Source organism: Frankia tisae, assembly GCF_025403405.1.
Lineage (GTDB): Bacteria > Actinomycetota > Actinomycetes > Frankiales > Frankiaceae > Frankia > Frankia tisai.
The window spans coordinates 1-392 of record NZ_JANEZT010000859.1; the positions used below are offsets into that span (position 1 = coordinate 1).

General features: G+C 67.6%; 1 protein-coding gene. It reads right to left on the reverse strand.

Translation table 11 applies throughout. The features are described 5' to 3' along the window. A partial coding sequence (locus NBZ85_RS34310; protein ID WP_261563533.1) for a TonB-dependent receptor plug domain-containing protein occupies nucleotides 1-392 on the reverse strand: 392 nt, incomplete at both ends.

Here is a 392-nt window from a genome sequence, read left to right on the forward strand (position 1 = left end):
CCCCACTGGTTGTCCTCGCCGAAGCGGCGGCCCACGTCGATGTGCGTGCCGAACTGCGCTTTGCCCATGTAGGTGCCGGTGACGCGCGTGAGCGGAATGTCGGAGGCGCGCTTGGTGACCACGTTGATGCTGCCGCCGATGCTGCCATTGGGACCGACGCCGTTGGCGAGCGCGCCCGGGCCCTTGAGCACTTCCACGCGCTTGATCATCTCGAGCGGCACGCGCGTGGAGGGCGCCAGGCCGAACAGGCCGTTCATGCTGATGTCGCTGTTGGAGACGGTGAAGCCGCGGATCTGGAAGTCGTCGCCGAAACCGCCGCGCGAGGTGAGCGTGCGCACCGAGGCGTCGTTCATCACCACGTCCGCGACGCTCAGCGCCTGCTGGTTCTGGAT